The organism is Wenzhouxiangella sediminis, assembly GCF_003410055.1.
Classification (GTDB): Bacteria; Pseudomonadota; Gammaproteobacteria; order Xanthomonadales; family Wenzhouxiangellaceae; genus Wenzhouxiangella; species Wenzhouxiangella sediminis.
Map to the genome: position 1 here is coordinate 18,132 of NZ_QUZK01000039.1, position 13,063 is coordinate 31,194.

The 13,063-nt window shown below is 67.0% G+C and carries 15 protein-coding genes; 3 read left to right on the forward strand and 12 right to left on the reverse strand.

Annotation, left to right across the window (positions count from 1 at the left end; translation table 11 throughout):
• Window positions 1–36: 36 nt before the first annotated feature.
• Window positions 37–840: an EAL domain-containing protein gene (locus DZC52_RS10000; RefSeq protein ID WP_116651008.1), complete on the forward strand. Its 804-nt coding sequence runs from the start codon at window positions 37–39 to the stop codon at window positions 838–840.
• On the opposite strand, the gene hisIE is transcribed toward DZC52_RS10000, so the two are convergent.
• The 11 genes from hisIE to DZC52_RS15540 all read right to left on the reverse strand — a co-directional run bounded on the left by hisIE (window position 821) and on the right by DZC52_RS15540 (window position 10,487).
• Window positions 821–1,438, reverse strand: coding sequence for a bifunctional phosphoribosyl-AMP cyclohydrolase/phosphoribosyl-ATP diphosphatase HisIE (gene hisIE / locus DZC52_RS10005; RefSeq protein WP_116651009.1), 618 nt, complete (start codon window positions 1,436–1,438; stop codon window positions 821–823). The genes DZC52_RS10000 and hisIE overlap by 20 nt on opposite strands.
• A gap of 297 nt (window positions 1,439–1,735) precedes the next feature.
• Window positions 1,736–2,503 carry an imidazole glycerol phosphate synthase subunit HisF gene (gene hisF / locus DZC52_RS10010; protein WP_116651010.1) on the reverse strand — a complete coding sequence of 256 codons (768 nt, stop codon included), beginning with the start codon at window positions 2,501–2,503 and terminating at the stop codon, window positions 1,736–1,738.
• Window positions 2,491–3,225, reverse strand: a complete 735-nt coding sequence (locus DZC52_RS10015; protein WP_116651011.1) for a 1-(5-phosphoribosyl)-5-[(5-phosphoribosylamino)methylideneamino]imidazole-4-carboxamide isomerase — start codon at window positions 3,223–3,225, stop codon at window positions 2,491–2,493. Before DZC52_RS10015 ends, hisF begins: the two co-directional genes overlap by 13 nt.
• Before the next feature lie 171 nt (window positions 3,226–3,396).
• The gene (gene hisH / locus DZC52_RS10020; protein ID WP_116651012.1) at window positions 3,397–3,984 is read right to left on the reverse strand and encodes an imidazole glycerol phosphate synthase subunit HisH; all 588 of its coding nucleotides are present in this window, start codon (window positions 3,982–3,984) and stop codon (window positions 3,397–3,399) included.
• Window positions 3,985–4,171: 187 nt separating this feature from the next.
• Window positions 4,172–5,233 carry a bifunctional histidinol-phosphatase/imidazoleglycerol-phosphate dehydratase HisB gene (gene hisB, locus DZC52_RS10025; protein ID WP_116651013.1) on the reverse strand — a complete coding sequence of 354 codons (1,062 nt, stop codon included), beginning with the start codon at window positions 5,231–5,233 and terminating at the stop codon, window positions 4,172–4,174.
• Window positions 5,230–6,294: a histidinol-phosphate transaminase gene (hisC, locus tag DZC52_RS10030; protein WP_116651014.1), complete on the reverse strand. Its 1,065-nt coding sequence runs from the start codon at window positions 6,292–6,294 to the stop codon at window positions 5,230–5,232. The genes hisB and hisC overlap by 4 nt, the downstream gene beginning before the upstream one ends.
• Window positions 6,291–7,613 (reverse strand): histidinol dehydrogenase, encoded by a 1,323-nt coding sequence (gene hisD, locus DZC52_RS10035; protein ID WP_245960801.1) that lies wholly within the window; start codon window positions 7,611–7,613, stop codon window positions 6,291–6,293. Before hisD ends, hisC begins: the two co-directional genes overlap by 4 nt.
• Window positions 7,610–8,500: an ATP phosphoribosyltransferase gene (hisG, locus tag DZC52_RS10040; RefSeq protein ID WP_116651015.1), complete on the reverse strand. Its 891-nt coding sequence runs from the start codon at window positions 8,498–8,500 to the stop codon at window positions 7,610–7,612. The genes hisD and hisG overlap by 4 nt, the downstream gene beginning before the upstream one ends.
• A 147-nt stretch (window positions 8,501–8,647) precedes the next feature.
• Entirely contained in the window at window positions 8,648–9,016 is a 369-nt protein-coding gene (locus tag DZC52_RS10045; RefSeq protein WP_116651016.1) for a YerC/YecD family TrpR-related protein, read from the reverse strand.
• A gap of 117 nt (window positions 9,017–9,133) precedes the next feature.
• The gene (locus tag DZC52_RS10050) at window positions 9,134–9,547 is read right to left on the reverse strand and encodes a hypothetical protein (RefSeq protein ID WP_116651017.1); all 414 of its coding nucleotides are present in this window, start codon (window positions 9,545–9,547) and stop codon (window positions 9,134–9,136) included.
• Between the two features lie 43 nt (window positions 9,548–9,590).
• Window positions 9,591–10,487, reverse strand: coding sequence for a DMT family transporter (locus tag DZC52_RS15540; RefSeq protein WP_181918890.1), 897 nt, complete (start codon window positions 10,485–10,487; stop codon window positions 9,591–9,593).
• 222 nt (window positions 10,488–10,709) lie between these two features.
• On the opposite strand from DZC52_RS15540, the gene DZC52_RS15545 reads away from it, so the two are divergent.
• A complete protein-coding gene (locus DZC52_RS15545) occupies window positions 10,710–10,868 on the forward strand; it encodes a hypothetical protein (RefSeq protein ID WP_181918891.1) in 159 nt (52 codons plus the stop codon).
• Between the two features lie 145 nt (window positions 10,869–11,013).
• Window positions 11,014–11,784, forward strand: coding sequence for a DUF1295 domain-containing protein (locus DZC52_RS10060; RefSeq protein WP_116651022.1), 771 nt, complete (start codon window positions 11,014–11,016; stop codon window positions 11,782–11,784).
• 10 nt (window positions 11,785–11,794) lie between these two features.
• On the opposite strand, the gene DZC52_RS10065 is transcribed toward DZC52_RS10060, so the two are convergent.
• Window positions 11,795–12,811, reverse strand: coding sequence for a Vgb family protein (locus DZC52_RS10065; protein ID WP_116651019.1), 1,017 nt, complete (start codon window positions 12,809–12,811; stop codon window positions 11,795–11,797).
• Between the last annotated feature and the right edge of the window lie 252 nt (window positions 12,812–13,063).

The window sequence follows — 13,063 nt, forward strand, 5'->3', positions numbered from 1 at the left end:
ACGCTGGCTCAAAAAAACAAAGGAAGGGGAAGGATCATGACCGGAACGCAGCACCACACCGAAATCAACACCCGACTGGAAGATTACCTGGCCGTCCTCGATGTCGGGATCCGGTTCGCGTTCCAGCCGCTGGTCGACGAAACGACCGGGAAGACGGTCGGACACGAAGCCCTGGTGCGTGGCTGTGCAGGCGAGTCGCCCGCGCAGATCATCGCTTCGGTGCGTTCGGAGAACCTCTTCTACTTCGACCAGGCCTGCCGCCTCGGCGCGATCCGCGAGGCGAGCCGTCTCGGGCTGAAGGGCGATCTGCACATCAACTGCACCGAGGTCGACCCCGACAACCTCGAAGCGGCACTCAAGTCGACCGCACAGGCCGTCTACGCCAGCCGCTTCGAGGCCGACCAGATCGTGCTCGAGTTCAACTCGCTCGAGCGCCTGGGCAATCCGCGCCAGCTCGCCGAGGTGCGTGCCCGAGCCAACGCCTACGGCTTCCGCGTCGCCGCCGACAACTTCGGCACCGGCGAAGCCGGCCTCAAGCGCCTGGCCGTCCTGCGCCCGGAGTTCGTCAAGCTCGACCGCGAACTGATCTCCGGCATTCACGGCAGCCTGCGCCGCCAGGCCATGGTGCTGGGCGTACTGGCCAGCTGCCGCGCGCTCGGCGTGGAGCCGATCGCCGCCGGCGTCGAATCGGAAGACGAAGTGACCTGGCTGCGCCAGGCCGGCGTTTCGCAGTTCCAGGGCTACTTCTTCGGTCGCCCGGAGACGATCGAGGAGGAAGAAGAAGGCGACTTCTTTCGCGGCCTCGATATGAGCCCGGAACTCAGCGCCTGTGCCGCTTGATCAGGACGTCGAGCACCGATTCCAGGTCGGTGCCGGCCGACCTGAGAGAGACGAGCAGGTGATAGAGCAGGTCGGCTGACTCGCTAGCCAGTTCATCGCGGTCGCCCGAGGCGGCCGCGAGCGCCACTTCCACTCCTTCTTCCCCGACTTTCTGCGCGCAGCGCTTGCTGCCCTCGGCCAGCAGGCGGGCGGTGTAGCTCTTCTCCGGATCCGTGCCCGCGCGATCGGCGATGGTGCGTTCCAGCTCGGCCAGGAAGCCGATGCGTGGAGTGCGCGTGTTCCCGAAGCAGGTGTCTGTGCCGGTATGGCAGGTCGGGCCGTGCGGGCGGGCGAGCACCAGCAGGGTGTCGCGGTCGCAGTCGGCCAGCACATCGACGAGCTCGAGGTGGTTGCCGGATGTCTCGCCCTTGGTCCACAGGCGTTGCTTGCTGCGCGAGTAGAAGGTCACCCGCCCGCTCGAGCGCGTGACCTTGAGCGCCTCGGCGTTCATGTAGCCGAGCATCAGCACCCGCCCGTCGTCGGCGTCCTGCACGATTGCTGGCAGCAATCCGTTTGATTTGGACCAGTCCGGATCTTCGAAGTCCTGTTTGTTGTTCATTCGGGGCGGCTCCGTTTGTGCTTTTAGGGTTCAGGTTTCAGGTTTCAGGATTCAGGTTTCAGGAAAAGATGACCACATCGTCGCCCCGGCCTTGAGCCGGGGCCTTCCATCGGTTGGCGTCTTCGGTGGGGAGGTCCCGGATCGGGGTCCGGGATGACGCTGCGCGTCGGTTCGGAGTTCCGGGGCAGCGGGGCTGCCAGCGTTGAGGTGCCAACGTTCCTGGGGATTTTCGGCAATGCCCCAGCAGCCTCCAACTGCGCTCCTGAACACTGAAACCTGAACCCTGAAACCTTCCATTCAATTTCTAACCACAACACCATGCCCGCGCAGCCAGTCCTTGAGTTCGGGGATGGCGATCTGGCCGGAGTGGAAGACGGTGGCAGCCAGGGCGCCGTCGACGTCGGCCTCGCGGAAGGCCTGCAGAAAGTGCTCGCGTGAGCCCGCACCGCCGGAGGCGATCAGGGGGACCTTGCAGGTCGTCCGCACGGTCTTCAGTTGTTCGATGTCGTAGCCTTCGCGCACGCCGTCGGCGTCCATGCAGTTGAGCACGATCTCGCCGGCGCCGAGGCGCTGGACCTCTTCGGCCCAGCTCATCGTGTCGCGCCTCGGGTCGACCATGTTGTCCGGGTCGCCGGTGTACTGGCGCACGCGCCAGCGGTCGTTCTCGCGAATCGAGTCGATGCCGGCGACCACGCACTGCGAGCCGAAGGCGTCGGCCAGTTCGCCGATCAGGGCCGGGCGCTCGAGCGCCGGCGAGTTGACCGAGATCTTGTCGGCCCCGGCGTGCAGCACGGCGCGCGCGGTCTCGACGTCGCGGATGCCGCCGGCCACGCAGAAGGGGATGTCGATCGCTTCGGCGACGCGTTCGACCCAGGCGATGTCGACGCTGCGCTTCTGGGGGCTGGCCGAAATGTCGTAGAAGACCAGTTCGTCTGCGCCGGCGTCGCGGTAGCGGTGCGCCAGGTCGACGATATCGCCCATGTCGCGATGGTTGCGGAAGCGCACGCCCTTGACCACGCGCCCGTCGCGCACGTCCAGGCAGGGGATGAGCCTTACCGCGACCATTTGCCCACCTCGCTCAATGCGACCCGGCCCTCGAGCAGGGCGCGGCCGACGATGCAGCTGGCCACGCCGGTCTGCGCAACCTCGTTGAGGTCTTCGCTCGATCCGATGCCGCCGGAGGCCTGGACGGCCAGCGACGAGAAACGGGCGCAGATCGATTCGTACAGCACCAGTGAGGGTCCGGCGAACATGCCGTCGCGCTCGATGTCGGTGCACAGCAGGTGTTCCAGCCCGGCGTCGACCAGGCGCTCGAGCAGCGTGAACAGATCGTCGTCGCCGGATTCGGTCCAGCCGGCCGCGCGCGGGAACCAGGCGCCTTCCGGGCCCGGGCTGACGTCCAGGCCGGCGACGATGCGTTCGCCATCCGGGCCGGTCAGCCAGGAGGCGACGGTGGCGGGTTCGCGCACGCACAGGCTGCCGATGACCACGCGGGCCGCGCCGGCGTCGATGCGGCGGCGGAAATCCTCGTGCGAGCGCACGCCGCCGCCGGTCTGGATATCGGCGTCGACCTCGCGGCACAGTTGTTCGATCGCGGCAAGATTGGCGGTGCCGCCGTCACGGGCGCTGTCGAGATCGACGACGTGAATCAGCGTCGCGCCGGCGTCGGCGTAGCGCCTGGCCACCACCAGGGCGTCGTCGTCGTAGCGCGTCTCACGCTCGTAATCGCCCTGCTGCAGCCGCACCACGCGCCCGCCCCTGAGATCGATCGCGGGAATCAACTTCATGAAAAACCTTGTCCACAGATGAACACAGATGAACACAGATGAAGAACACCCATGACAGCGCTTGAATCCTTGGTGCGAGCTTTGAGTGAGCGAAACTCCGGCCGGGCTTCCTTGTTTATGCAGTATCTGTGTTTATCTGTGTTCATCTGTGGACCCTTTGTTTCTTGGGGTTCAGGCTTCAAGAAAGTTGCTCAGAATGCGCGCCCCGGCGCCCGCCGATTTTTCGGGGTGGAACTGGCAGGCGGCGAAGTTTCCGCGGCGCACGACGGCGGCGAAGCGTTGGCCGTGTTCGCTGATCGCCACGGCGTGGTCGACCGGTGCGGCGTAGCCGTGCACGAAGTAGAACCATTCGCTGCCGTCGAGGCCTTGCCCGAGCGGGTCTTCGCCGACCCAGTCCACCTGGTTCCAGCCCATGTGCGGCAGCCTGAGATCTTTGCCGACCTGCAGCTTGCGCACGCGGCCGGGGATCAGGCCGAGGCATTCGACGTCGCCTTCCTCGGACGACTCGCACATCAGTTGCAGTCCTAAGCAGATGCCGAGCACCGGCTGGGTCAGCCCGCGGATGACCTCGACCAGCCCGGCCTTGTTGAGCGCGTTCATCGCCCAGGCCGCCGCACCCACGCCGGGCAGGATCACCTTGTCGGCCGAGCGAATGACTTCGGCGTCGGTCGTCAGCACCGATTCGGCGCCGAGCCGATGCAGGGCGTGCTGGACGGATCCGAGGTTGGCGCCGCCGGAGTTGATGACCGCGATCGTCATGTTCGAGCGCTCTGGAAGGGCCTCTCGCAATGGCGCAATGGCGCAAAGACCGCAAGGCAAGAAAAGGGAAAATGGACTAAGCGATGGTCTATTGCAAAGGCAACGCCTGAATCGAATTCAATCGTTTTCCATTGCGTCCTTTGCGCCCTGGCGCCTTTGCGAGAATAAATCAGGCCCGGAATCAGCATCACAGCACCCCCTTGGTCGACGGCGTGCCGGAGCCGGTGCGGGACAGGGCCGGCCGCAAGGCACGCCCCACGCCCTTGAAGCAGGCTTCGACCATGTGGTGGGTGTTCTCGCCTTCGACCTTGATGTGGATGGCGCAGCGCAGGGCCTGGGCGAGGGAGGCGAAGAAGTGTTCGACCATTTCGGTGTGCAGCCCGCCGACGGACTCGCGCGGGAAGTCGGCCTCGAAGACGATGGCCGGCCGTCCGGACAGGTCGATCGCCACCTGCGCCAGCGATTCGTCCATGGGCAGCAGGAAGCCGTAGCGGCCGATGCCGCTGCGGTCGCCGAGCGCCCGGTCGAGCGCGCCGCCGAGGGCCAGGGCGCAGTCTTCGACGGTGTGGTGTTCGTCGACCTCGAGGTCGCCCCTGCAACGCAGGTCCAGGGCGAAGCCGCCGTGGGCGGCGACCTGCTCGAGCATGTGGTCGAAGAAGCCGATGCCGGTGTCGATGCCGACCGGCCCGGTCGCGTCCAGGTCGACCTTGACGGCGATGTCGGTCTCGCGGGTCTGGCGGCGGACCTCGCCGGTGCGCGCGGTGCCGAGCAGGGCGCGGGCGATGCCCGGCCAGTCCAGGCCGTCCGACCCGATACGATAGCCGGGCAGTCCCATGTTGTCGGCCAGCTCCAGGTCGGTCTGGCGGTCGCCGATCACCGCGGATCGCTGCCGGTCGAGCCGGGGGTCGCGCAGGTAGTCGAGCAGCATGCCGATGCCCGGCTTGCGCGTGGGCGCGTTGTCTTCCGGCAGGGTCGGGTCGACGTGGATGGCGTCGAAGACGATGCCCTGGCTTTCGAGAATCTGCAGCAGCAGGTCCTGCGGCCCGCGGAAGTCGGCTTCCGGAAAGGCGTCGCTGCCGAGGCCGTCCTGGTTGCTGACCATCACGAAGCGATATCCGGCCGCCTTGAGCTCGAGCAGCGCCGGGATCACGCCGGGCATCAGGCGGAACTTGTCGAAAGAATCGACCTGTTCGTCTTCGGGCTCTTCGATCAGGCAGCCGTCGCGGTCGATGAAGAGGACTTTTCTCATGCTTTCCAATCCTGAAGAAACTCGATGAAGGCGGTGTTTTCCTCCGGGGTGCCGAGCGTGATGCGCACGCAGTCGGCCAAGCCCGGCTGAGCGGACTGGTCGCGCAGGCGGATGCCGGCCGCGGCCGCATCGCGCACCAGGGCCGGCCCGTCGGTAGTGCGCACCAGCACGAAATTGGCCTCGCCCGGCCAGACGCGGCGGACGGCTGGATGCGTTTCCAGCGCCTGGACCAGTCGTCGCTTGTCGTCCATCAACAGGTCGATCTGCTCGCGCCGCGCCGCCACGGCTTCGGGCTCGAGCGCCGCTTCGGCGGCGGCCACGGCCGGCGTCGGCAGCGGATAGGGCGGGATGATGCGCCTGAGCAGGTCGATGACCTTGGGGTGGGCGATGAGCGCGCCCAGGCGGCAACCAGCCAGGCCGAAGGCCTTCGACAGGGTGCGCAGCACGACCAGGTTGGGCTGTTGCGCCACGCGCGAAGCCAGGGACTGTCGGTCGGAGAATTCGATATAGGCCTCGTCGATGACGACCAGGCCCTCGTCGGCTCGCCGGCGGGCCAGCTCGAGCACGGTCTCGGCCGCCAGCCCGTCGCCGGTCGGGTTGTTGGGCGAGCACAGGAACACGAGCTTGGCCGGCCCGGCTTTCGACAGCCCGGCCCGATCCAGTTCGAAGCCGTCACCGGATTCGCGCAGCGGGATCTCGACCAGCTCGGCGCCCTGGATGCGCGCCGACAGCGCGTACATGCCGAAACAGGGCGGGCAGGTGATGACCCGGTCGGCGTGCGGCCGAACGAAGGCGCGCATCAGCAGGTCGATGCCCTCGTCGCTGCCGCGGGTCAGGAGCAGGTTTTCGGGCGAGACGCCGTAGTAGGCGGCAAGCCTTTTCTTCAGCTCGGTCGGCTGCGGTTCGGGGTAGCGGTTGAGGCCCAGGCCGGCGTCGCCCTCGGGCGGCCAGGGGTTCTCGTTGGCGTTGAGCAGGATGCCGGCGCTGTCGGCGAGCGCCCGCGCCGAGGCGTAGGGCGCCAGGGCGCGGATTTCGGGCCTTGCCAGGTCGGCGATGTTCATTCCCGAACCCCGTCGAGTTTGTCCAGGCGCAGCTGGATCGCCAGGCGGTGGGCGTCGAGCCCTTCGTGGGCGGCCAGCCGGGCGCCGTCGGGGCCGAGCTTGCGCAGGCCCTCGGGCGTGGCTTCCTGGACGGTCATGCGGCGCATGAAGTCGGTCAGCGACAGGCCGGCGCAAGACCGCGCCCAGCCGCCGGTCGGCAGCACGTGGTTGGTGCCGGAGATGTAGTCGCCCAGGGCCTCGGGCGTGTAGTGGCCGAGGAACACCGAGCCGGCGCTGGTGATGCCTTCGCAGAGCTCGCGCGCGTTCTTCGTGGCGATGATGAGGTGTTCCGGTGCGTAGTCGTTGGCCACGCGCACCGCTTCATCGATCCGCTCGACGGTGACGATGGCGCCGTGCTCGAGCGCGCGGCGGGCCGTTTCGGCGCGCGGCAGATCGGGGATGAGTCGCTCAAGCGAAGAAACGACCGCCTGCGCGAGTTCGTCGGCGTCGGTGACCAGGAAGACCTGGGAATCGGGGCCATGCTCGGCCTGGCTGAGCAGGTCCATGGCCACGAAATCGGGGTCGGCCGTGGCATCGGCGATGACCATGACCTCCGAGGGGCCGGCCGGCAGGTCCATGGCGGCGCCGGCGGGATCCTGCGCGGCCTGGCGCTTGGCCTCGGCGACGAAGCGGTTGCCGGGACCGAACACGCGCACCACCTTGGCCACCGACTCGGTGCCGTAGGCCATGGCGGCCACGGCCTGGGCGCCGCCGGCCACCAGCACGGTGTCGATCTCGAGGCGGTGGGCGATGTAGCGAACGGCCGCGTCGGCGCGTCCGTCGCTGCCGGGCGGCGTGGCGAGGACGATGCGCCGGCAGCCGGCCAGCCGGGCCGGCACGCCGAGCATCACCGCCGTCGACGGCAGCGGCGCGGTGCCGGCCGGCACGTAGAGACCGACCGGGTCGAGCGCGCGCCAGCGCGCCTGGCAGGTCACGCCGGGTGCGGTTTCCACTGCGTAGTCGTCGGGGCGCGCCGCTTCGTGGAAGCGGGTGACCGTTTCGATGGCCGTGTCGATGGCGCCGATGAGCTCGGGATCGAGTTCGTCCTTTGCCGAAGCCAGGTCCCCGGCCGTGGCCAGCAGCGCGACCGGTTCGCGGCCGTCGAAGCGGCGGCCGTAGTGGAGTACCGCCCGGTCACCGTCGCGGCGAACCGCGCCGATGATGTCGGCCACGGCGGCGCGCAGTTCGCCGGTTGTCTCCAGGGCGGGCCGGGCGAGCAGTTGCTCGCGCTCGTCGGGCCCGAGCGCGTTCCAGGCAACGATTGTCATGGTGCGGCTCATGCCAGCATCTTCTCCACCGGCAGGACCAGCACGGCCGAGGCGCCGGCGTCCTTGAGTTCTTCCAGGTGTTCCCAGAAGACCTGCTCGGTGCACACGGCGTGTACGGCCACCTTGTCGTCCTGGCCTTCCAGGGGCAGGATCGTGGGCGACTCGGCGCCGGGCAGGATCGCGGTGATTTCGGCCAGGCGCGAGCGCGGCGCGTGCAGCATCACGTACTTGGTCTCGGCGGCCTGCTGCACGCCCTGGATGCGGGTGAGCAACTTGTCGAGCAGCTGCTCGCCCTCGGCATCGAGCCGCTGCGGGCAGCGGTAGAGCGCGGCCTGGCTGGCCATCACCGGTTCGATCGCCTTGAGGTGGTTTGCTCTCAGGGTGGTGCCGGTCGAGACCAGGTCGACGATGGCATCGGCCGTGCCCAGGCTGGGCGCGATCTCGACGGCGCCGTTGAGCATCACGATGTCGGCGTCCACGCCGTTTTCGTCGAGGAAGCGGCGGGTCAGCTGCGGGTAGCTGGTGGCCAGGCGCTTGCCGGCCAGGTCGGCGATGGACTTGGCATTCGAGGCCTCGGGTACGGCCAGCTTGAGTTGGCAGTGGCCGAAATCGAGCTTGCCGAGACTGTCGAGGCGAACCTCCGGGCGGCCCTGGCGCGCCTCGAGCAGTTTTTCCTCGGCGACGTTCTCGCCCACGATGCCGAGCTGGCACACGCCCTCGACGAGCAGGCGGGGAATGTCGTCGTCGCGCACCAGCAGCAGGTCCACGGGCAGGTTGCGGCCGTACCAGAAGAGCTTGTCCTTGCTGCGCGCGAAGTGCAGGCCCGAGCGCTCGAGCAGGTTGAGCGACTTGTCGGCCAGGCGGCCGGATTTCTGGATGGCGATCTGAATTCGGTTCATTGTGTTGGCTTTGTTCGTGAACTCTTAAAGGCCTCTCGCAAAGGCGCAAAGGCGCGAAGTTCGCAAGGGGAAAAAGATATTGACTAACTGTTGGGTGGCTCGACTATTGGGAGCTCCCAGCATCTCGTGGTCGAATTCAATGAACGTTCATTCTCTTTGCGTCCTTTGCGCCGTGGCGCCATTGCGAGAACGATCTTCGCTTCCGCGGCCACCCTGCTTGATTCGCTCCAAGGCCATGCGATATCCACCGTTGCCGCTCTCAAGGTAGCGCGCGACGCGGCCGATGGTGGTGACGCTCACGCCGGTGATGTCGTGGATCTCCCGGTAGGGCTTGCCCTGGTCGAGGTAGCGCACGACGCGCCAGCGGTCGACCATGGCTTCCAGTTCGGCCGGCGTGGTCAGGTCCTTGAGCAAGGCGCGCATTTCCTCGGGCGTTTGCATGGCCAGCAGGGCCTCGGCCAGGCTGGATCGGGCGGCGCGGTTGGCCTGCATGTGTTGCGGGTCGTGGTGTTTCATGGCGGCCTAATGTAATAACGCGTTAGTACATTAACACGGTGTGGTGAAATTGCCAACAGGCGTGGCCGTCAGTCGGATCGGCGGGTTGGGTCGCGGCGAGCCGGCGGCCGCGCAGGGTCAGCCGCGGTCGTAGCCGCCCGGATCCCGGCGATAGGGTGGGCGCTGGTAGTCGCGCAGCTTGCGGCTGCGGCAGGTGGCGAGGTGGCGGTCGCGTTCTTCGACGCGCTGGTAGACGCGGCGCGGGGCGGCGCGCAGGGCCCAGCGGTAGTGAACTTCCCAGTCCAGCGTCCAGTGCTGGCCGGTGAACCCGCAGACCATCTCGCGGGCTTCCTGGGCCTGGCGCATGGATTCGTTGGCATACCAGTAGGCCAGGCGGTGCTGCGGGTGTTCCAGGCGGTAGTGGTGGCTCGGCGGCGGCCAGGACGGCTGGCCGCGGGGCTCGCGGGCGATTCCGGCAGAAGTCCCGAGCACGAAGAGCACCAGGATGGCCAGAACGTAGCCCGATAGGCTTGCCGAGGATTGGCGTTTCATGACGCCATTATGCGTCAGCGTACTGAACCTCTTCTGAACCTCATCAGCCGGCCGGTGGCGCAGGCTCCACCCGGGCCGGGCGCCGCCACCGCGCGCGAAGCGTGATCCAGAGAACCCCGGCCAGCACCAGGCCGCCGCCGGTCAGCAGGCGCGGCCCGGGCCGGTCGCCCCAGAAAAGCACGCCGAGCACAACGGCCAGGATCGGCACCAGCAGCAGATAGGGCGTGATCCGGTTGACCTCGTGACGCTGGATGAGCCAGTAGAAGCCGCCGTGGCCGATGATCGAGGCGGCGATCGCCGAATACGCCACGGCCAGCCACGCGTCGGGACGCTCCGAGGTCAGGGCGAAGACCTGCGAGGGGGTCTCGAGCCAGGTGGCCAGCAGGCCCAGCGGTACAAGCGAAAGCAGGGCGTTCCAGGCCTGGAAATTGAACACGCCGATGCCCTTCAGGCGCCGCATCAGGATGGTGCCGGTTGCCAGCGAAAGTGCCGACAGCAGCACCAGCGCCACCACATCGAGCTGTGACAGCACGAGCGGGTCCAGGCCCATGACGAGCACGCCGCCGAATGCGATCAGGATGCCGCTTGTGGTTCGCCAGCCGATCCGCTCGCCGAGCAGCAGTACGGCCATCAGCGTCGACAGCGGCACGTAGATCTGCATGAGCAGCGCAATCGAGGAGACGTCCTCGGAGCGGCCGAGCGCAAGAAAGACCAGCCCGAAGTGAATGGCACCCATCGTCCAGCAGCAGGCCAGCAGGGTCTTCCATTGGTCGCGCGCGGGAACGCGCAGGAAGGGCAGGAGCAGCAGCAGCACCAGGCCGAAGCGAACGACGGTGAACGTCACCGGCTCGAAGACCCGCACCGCCCAGGCCGCCGCGATGAAGTTGCCCGCCCAGAGCAGGCAGATGAACAGCAGGAACAGGAAATGGGAGGCGGGCATGGCGGGGGCTGCGGCGCGTTGGGCGCCCATTGTGCCCGATCCGGCCGGTCGGAATGCCGGTCGATGGACGCTGGATGTCAGCCAGTGGACGAAAACTGTCACTTCCTGGGTAAAAACTGGCCAAAAACGGGCCGGCGAAGCCCAAAACGGCCGGATTTCGAACTTTGGCACGGGAACTGCATTTATGTCTGCGAACGGCAAAACTGACGAAAGGTGCCACCCATGAACGACAACATTCGAGCCGCAGAACAGGACCAGGACGTTCAGCTGTCCGCCCACGGTGACGAAAACGGATTCGACAACCTGCTCGCCGACGAAGTCGTCGTCGAGTGGCTCGTACAGCTCGAGCAGGAACAGAACCTGCGCGCTGTCGCCGGCTGAGTATTTCGCCGGCGCCCTGACCAGAATTCGGGAAGGGGAACCCGCGGTGCATTTCGGTGCACCTGTCTGACCGGCCAGCAACACCGGCCGGATGCCGACGCCCGCCTTCACGGCGGGCGTTTGCTTGTCTGCTAGTCTCCGAGCGATGGAACTACTGACATCGCTTGCCTGCTGCGCCCTCGTGATGACCGGCCTGTGGTTGTGGCAGATCCGGTCGAAGCGCGCCGATTGGGTCGATGCCGCCTGGGCCGTTCTGATCGGCTTGCAGGCCATCGGTTTCGCCGTCGTCGGCGACGGCGCCGTCGAGAAGAAACTGCTCGGCGCCTTGCTCGCGGTCACCTGGTCGAGCCGGCTGGCCGCGCACCTCATCCAGCGCCTGTCCGGGCACGAGGGCGAGGACGGTCGCTACCAGACCATGCGCGAGCATTTCGGCGCCAAGGCCAATCCTTTCTTCTTCCTCTTCTTCATGGTCCAGGCGCTGGTTGCCTGGCTGTTCGCGCTGCCCGCCTGGGTGGTCGTCAACGATCCCTCCGCCGCTGTCGACGTCTGGCTGATCGCCGGCGTGGCGGTCTGGTTCATCAGCCTGGCGGGCGAGTCGCTGGCCGACCGCCAGCTCGTCGCCTTCAAGGCCGATCCGGCGAGCAAGGGCAAGGTCTGCCGGGTGGGATTGTGGCGTTATTCCCGACACCCCAACTACTTCTTCGAGTGGCTGCACTGGTTCAGCTATCCGCTGGTGGCCGTCGGCGCCCCGAACCAGTGGGTCGCCTGGCTGGGGCCGGTCGTGATGCTGATCTTCCTCTACCGGGTGTCCGGCATTCCCTACACCGAGAGGCAGTCGCTGAAATCGCGCGGCGAGGCCTACCGGGAATACCAGCGTACGACCTCGCCGTTTATTCCCTGGCCGCCCAGGAATTAGGTTTCAGGTTTCAGGTTTCAGGTTCCGGGGGTTGCGGGATCATTGCCTGTCCGATGTGGTTGGTGTCCGTGCCGAACCAGATGCTGTTCGTCTTCGGGTCGAAGACCATGTGGCGGACCGTGCCGCCGCCGCTGGGGATTTCGCCCATGGCGAAGAAGCGCTCGGTTTCCGGGTCGAAGCCGACGAAGCGGTTGGGATCCTGCCAGGTTTCCACGAACCAGATGCGGCCCCGGTCGTCGGCGGCCATGGCGTAGGCCCCGGACTTGTCGGCGCCGGGCATGCGCCACTCCTTGAACTCGCCGGATTCGGGGTCATAGCGCCCCAGGTATCCCTCGGCGTAATCGCCGTAGAAGACGCCGCGATCGGTATGGGCCAGGCGGCGCGGGCGCGCGTCCTTGCGCGGCAGTTCGATCTCGGTCAGCTCGAAGGTCTCGGCGTCGACCCGGGCCAGCTTGTTGGTGCCGAAGAGCGCGACCCAGGCGTTGTCTTCCGCGTCGAGCTTGATGCCGTAGGGGCGTGAGCGGGGCTGCGAGACGCCGACCAGTTCGATCTCGCCGGTCCCGCGATCGTAGCGACCGATCCGGTTGCCCCACTGGACGGTGAACCAGATGCGGCCCTGCGAGTCCTCGATCAGGGTGTGCGGGTCCTGTGCGTGGTCTTCCGGTGTGGGTACCCGGTGGATTTCGCCGGTTGCGGGATCGAGCCGGCCGAGGTGCGCGGCCTTGTTGCCTGAATACCAGATCTCCTGGTCGTCGGTAACGATGACGTTGTGCGGGCCGGCGCCGTCGGCCAGGTCGAAGCGCTCGAAGACCTCGCCTTCGGGATCGAAAACGGCCACGTAGTCGCCGGCCTGTCCGACGAACCAGATCTGCCCGTCGGCGGCCACGTCGGGGTCACGCGGGCGGGTCTTTTCCCAGGGCACCGGCCATTCGCGAATCTCGATTGCGGTCGTGGCGGCCTCGTTTTCCTGTGCGAGGGCGGGGAGGACGGCGAGGATGCTCGCCGCTGCGGTCATGATCCTGCGCATGGTGCACCTCGATCGGTTGACGAGAGGCCGATTCTAGCGCGGCACGGTGGGGGTGCGTTTTGGCGAGTTGGTTTGTTGGTTCCTTCGTTCTTTCGTTCTTTGGTTCTTTCGTTCCGGCGCGTCTTGCGTTGGGGGCGTAGGTCCGGTAGGTGCCACCGATCGCTACGGGGGTCTCGACACGTCAAAGGCGTTTCGCCCGGGCCCGCTTCGCGGGGTCTTGCGGCGACTCACTTTTGTCAATTACGACAAAAG

Bases quoted from the DNA above. Each gene is read 5' to 3' on its own strand.
- DZC52_RS10000 (WP_116651008.1), top strand. From the start codon at position 37: ATGACCGGAACGCAGCACCACACCGAAATCAACACCCGACTGGAAGAT.
- hisIE (WP_116651009.1), bottom strand. From the start codon at position 1,438: ATGAACAACAAACAGGACTTCGAAGATCCGGACTGGTCCAAATCAAAC.
- hisF (WP_116651010.1), bottom strand. From the start codon at position 2,503: ATGGTCGCGGTAAGGCTCATCCCCTGCCTGGACGTGCGCGACGGGCGC.
- DZC52_RS10015 (WP_116651011.1), bottom strand. From the start codon at position 3,225: ATGAAGTTGATTCCCGCGATCGATCTCAGGGGCGGGCGCGTGGTGCGG.
- hisH (WP_116651012.1), bottom strand. From the start codon at position 3,984: ATGACGATCGCGGTCATCAACTCCGGCGGCGCCAACCTCGGATCCGTC.
- hisB (WP_116651013.1), bottom strand. From the start codon at position 5,233: ATGAGAAAAGTCCTCTTCATCGACCGCGACGGCTGCCTGATCGAAGAG.
- hisC (WP_116651014.1), bottom strand. From the start codon at position 6,294: ATGAACATCGCCGACCTGGCAAGGCCCGAAATCCGCGCCCTGGCGCCC.
- hisD (WP_245960801.1), bottom strand. From the start codon at position 7,613: ATGAGCCGCACCATGACAATCGTTGCCTGGAACGCGCTCGGGCCCGAC.
- hisG (WP_116651015.1), bottom strand. From the start codon at position 8,500: ATGAACCGAATTCAGATCGCCATCCAGAAATCCGGCCGCCTGGCCGAC.
- DZC52_RS10045 (WP_116651016.1), bottom strand. From the start codon at position 9,016: ATGAAACACCACGACCCGCAACACATGCAGGCCAACCGCGCCGCCCGA.
- DZC52_RS10050 (WP_116651017.1), bottom strand. From the start codon at position 9,547: ATGAAACGCCAATCCTCGGCAAGCCTATCGGGCTACGTTCTGGCCATC.
- DZC52_RS15540 (WP_181918890.1), bottom strand. From the start codon at position 10,487: ATGCCCGCCTCCCATTTCCTGTTCCTGCTGTTCATCTGCCTGCTCTGG.
- DZC52_RS15545 (WP_181918891.1), top strand. From the start codon at position 10,710: ATGAACGACAACATTCGAGCCGCAGAACAGGACCAGGACGTTCAGCTG.
- DZC52_RS10060 (WP_116651022.1), top strand. From the start codon at position 11,014: ATGGAACTACTGACATCGCTTGCCTGCTGCGCCCTCGTGATGACCGGC.
- DZC52_RS10065 (WP_116651019.1), bottom strand. From the start codon at position 12,811: ATGCGCAGGATCATGACCGCAGCGGCGAGCATCCTCGCCGTCCTCCCC.